Source organism: Oscillatoria sp. CS-180 (assembly GCF_028330965.1).
Lineage (GTDB): Bacteria > Cyanobacteriota > Cyanobacteriia > Phormidesmidales > Phormidesmidaceae > Halomicronema.
In genome coordinates this window covers 1-4,135 of the sequence record NZ_JAQMUB010000075.1, presented here as the reverse complement: position 1 = coordinate 4,135, position 4,135 = coordinate 1, and the positions used below count along the sequence as shown (strand labels likewise).

Annotated in this window: 2 protein-coding genes; both read right to left on the bottom strand. The window is 56.1% G+C overall.

Annotated features, from left to right (window positions below; genetic code table 11):
• Positions 1-267, bottom strand: a 267-nt coding sequence (locus PN498_RS17925; RefSeq protein ID WP_272064470.1) for a two-partner secretion domain-containing protein, incomplete at its 3' end; no start/stop codon positions are given.
• 181 nt (positions 268-448) lie between these two features.
• The coding region (locus PN498_RS17920) for a CHAT domain-containing protein (RefSeq protein ID WP_272064469.1) at positions 449-4,135 on the bottom strand (3,687 nt) is incomplete at its 5' end.

The following is a 4,135-nucleotide window of genomic DNA, read 5'->3' as shown; positions in this document are numbered from 1 at the left end:
TCGACTGAGGATGTTGAGGACTGAGGGGTCGGTGATGAAGGTCGCGCTTTCGCCGGTGAGCAGATTGAAGGCTTCGAAGCTGTGGAAGAGGTTTTGCGCATCAGCCGAGGACGTGCCGCCGGTGATGGCGTAGTCGCTGCCGTTGGGAGTGACCTGAGTTCCCGTACCATCTGCTGCGGGGGTGATGCCATCGGCCTGCACAGGTAATGCTTGAAATCCATAGGCAGTGCTGAGAGCCGCTGCGATCGCCCATACCTTTAGCTTCATCCGACTCTCCCAATGGGCAGTAAGTACAGTAAGTGAGTTGATCCAGCAAGATTTTAGATGGACCTGGTATAAGGTGACATCTAAAAAAGGGGTGTAACTGTCAAGACGCTATTTGATCTCTATCGGTAGTGTAGTACGTGAGCTGCTGGTCGCTTGAATGCTGACCGCTGCCCTTATTGTCTTACCAAGGACTACCTACTAGCGTGAAGGCTGCCCAATAGTAGGGGTGGCGAGTGTTGCCGTAGCGAAGATCGACTAAATTTTCAGGTAAAGGTTGGGTGCCGCCGCTCCATTGGAGAGCACCGTCTTGAACCACAACTTCGCCGCGTAGCATGGCAAGTTGAGCCTGTCGTAACGCTTCTGCCTTGTAGGTTTGCTGATTTAGCTGAGTGTAGAACTCGGTCATCAGCCCTGCGGTCTCTAAGTCGCTGACCTGCCACAACGTTGCCAGTGCTGACTTGACCCCAGCTTGCACGGCCAAGCCCGCAAAGCCCAACTCTGCCGAAGGATCGCCGAGAGCAGTGCGGCAGGCGCTCATCACCAGCAGTTCGAGAGGCGGATCATTGAGCTGAAGCTGGCGAAGCTGATCAAGCCCCAGTCGCTGATCCCAGAACTGAATGTAGGAGTTGCTGGGACCACCAGGTCTAAATTCGCCGTGCGTTGCTAGATGCAGAATGCGATAGTCCGATTCTTCTCGCAGAGAGACCAGGGTCCGGGGTGTGAACGTTTCGTTGAGGTTGCGTTCTCCCTGGCGCAGGGGACCAATGATCGTGTTCAGCTCGAAGGGAACTGCGGGCAGATCTGGCTGGTCGATGAAGCGGGAAGCGCCCATTGCCAAGACAGGCATCTCTCGCAGGTCGGTGTAGCGAGTGTCAGTGAGTGCCAAGCTGGGCATCAGACCCACCGTGTAGTTCTCGATGATGAATTGATCGCCATCGTGGAGAGCGGCGAGGGGCAGCGATCGCAGTCCCGGCGCCATGATGAACGACAAGTGACTAATATCCTCTGATTCTAGGGCTGCTGCCAAGGGACGCACCAGCCAGTCATAGAGTTGCTGCGATGGGGAAAGATAGGTCGTCAAGCGACGGCGAGTCCGATCCGTCAGTTCGCGCTGAAGCTGGCGAACGGCGGCGACAACGTCTTCCCGGTTGGCCTCCGCCATGATAATTTGCTGGGGCTGACCACTAGGCGTGACCAGAACGAGCTGCAACACATCAGTCGGCTGTGGGTTTTGTAGCTGTTTCGTCGCGGTTTGCTGAGCCACGGCATCCCCCGCAGGGACAAAGCGAGCGTAGACCAAAGCAGACGAAATGCCGAGCTGCTGCGACAACACTTGCAAAGTGTCTTGGCTAGAAACCACATCGGGGTCGGGCATTGCTGGTAAGTCGAAAAAGTTGACGAAATCGTCTGCATAGAAGGTGTCTTCAAATGCCCACTGGTCATAGGTCAAGTCGTTGAAGTCGTTGTCAAAATCGCGATCGCGTCCTCCCTGACGACCCCCATCCTCAAAGTCGTCATCGTCAAATTCGCCGCCTTGCTCAAAGTCATCCTCTTCTGGCTGATTGCGATTGCTTCGGGAATCGTCGTTGCCTGGGTCACGGTCCTCGTTAGCAAAATCATCGTCCTCAAAGGTGCCGCTGTCTGAATCGCGGTCGTCAGCGTTATTGTCTAACGTGCGATCGCCACCATCGTTCCCTTCACCCAAATCATCATCATTGACAGTGTTGCTGGCGCGATCAGTGCGATCGCCCTCGTCAAAGTCTTCACCAGCAGGATCATTGCCAGCGTCATGGTCGCTCAAGCCCTCGTCTTCAAAACCAACCTCTCCCCCGGTGTCGTCTTGGAAGGTCGGATCATTATTCGGGTCGTCTTCTCCCAAAGCATCGTCATTGTCAAACTCATCTGGCAGGTTGGGATCGTCGCAGCTGCTGACACATTCAAAGTCATCAGGAGGAATGCCATCGGTTCGGCTTTCAATGGTGCCCACCGTGGTCGTGCCAAAATAGGCACCGGGTGGCAATGTGTCAGTCTCATTAGAGACTAATCCTGCGGTTCCATTCCGACTCGCGTCGCCCACCACGAAAGGCACCTCACCCTCGCCGCCGTGGTTCAACCGAATAGCCGCGCCGCCCAACGTTTCTATACTGGGGGTTCCCAAAATGCGAATGAATCGGGGCGTCGTAATCGTGACTTCGCCGCCACCTGCGTTGATGCTGTTGATTTCAATGTCGGCATTGCTGCTGAGTAGCGTCACGTCGCCGCCGCTAGACAAAATAGGAGTCATTGCCATGATCCCAGGAGCTTCCCCAGCGTTGGCCCCCTGAAGCGTAATGTCTCCCCCTGCCGAATCCAGCAGACCATCGACCCGAATTTGGCCCCTGCCATTGTTGTCAGTATCCGCTTGAAAATCGAAGTTGACGGCCTCGCCACTACTTGTGAGCCCAGCAATCTCGATATCTCCAGCAGCCCGCAACTGTAACGTACTGTCGTTTGACGTGACCGTCAGATCGAACGCAGCAGCCCTGATATCACCGTTGCCATCGCCGCCTGTTCCGGTAGAGACAACGACGTCAGCGTCAGCGTTAAGCGCTGCTTCAATGTCTAGCCAACCTATTTGAGCCGGACTACTTTCAGCGATAAAGGGATTGCCGTTGGGAAAAGCATCGTCAAAAGCGACTGAGTCATCGACAATTTCAATATCAAAAGGATCTAAGAGCCAGGTACCACCTGTTCCATTGGGAGCACTGACGTCAGGGACGCCCTGAGTCTCAAGGAATCCTCGGCTGCTGGTTTCAATGAATCCACCATTGCCGCTATTTGGGCCGCCTCTAGCGCTGAGGGTGCCGTAGCTGCGGGTTGTTGTGTCTGACCACAGGATGATGCGTCCGCCATCACCGTTCGCGATCGCATCGGCCACCACTGTCGATGTCCCATCCACAAAGGTGACTGCTGCCGTGGGCAATGATCCCTCACCTTGGTAATCGCCGCCAATGCGAATGGTGCCGCCACTGCTCTGTCCTGATGCGTCTAAAACTGCGGCTAGGAGTCCGACTGTCGTGCCTGTCACCGTTATCGTGCCGCCTTGATGACCACTCGTAGTCAGGCTACCGCTAGCGATCGCCGTTCCTGTTTCAGCCGGAATTGCTGTGTCTGAGTGCTGTAATGCGATCGTGCCGTCGGGATTCACGGTGACGTTGGTGGCTGAGGCGATCGCGCTACCAGTCAGCAACTGCGGCAATGATAGGGGTGTAAACGTTTCTGTCGACGTTGCCAACGCCTCCGGCAGCGTCTCAACTTCCAAGTTCAGCAGCGAGCCGACTTGCTCAATGCGGACCAGACTGTTGCCCTCAACCGTACTAATGACGATGTCGCCCCCCGGAGCGGCAATCGTGCCCGTATTCAGCACTTGTCCACCCATCAGAACTACAGTCTGGCCGGGGGGGACGCTCCAGGTCCCGGCATTGACGACGTTACCCGGAGCATCGAGGCTGAAGCTAAAGCTGTCCGGTTCACCTACCAGAGCAGCATAGTCCGGCGTGCCGACTGTGCCAAACGCGCCTGTGGCAAAGTTTACCTGGTCTGCTGTGATGGCCGTGAAGCCACCTTGTAGATTCAGTGCTGAGTTGGGACCGAAAAGGATGCCGTTGGGGTTGATGAGAAAGAGGTTGGCGTCAGACCCGCTGACTTGCAGCAGACCGTCAATGATGGAGGCATCGCCGCCGCTGACTCGACTGAGGATGTTGAGGACTGAGGGGTCGGTGATGAAGGTCGCGCTTTCGCCGGTGAGCAGATTGAAGGCTTCGAAGCTGTGGAAGAGGTTTTGCGCATCAGCCGAGGACGTGCCGCCGGTGATGGCGTAGTCGCTGCC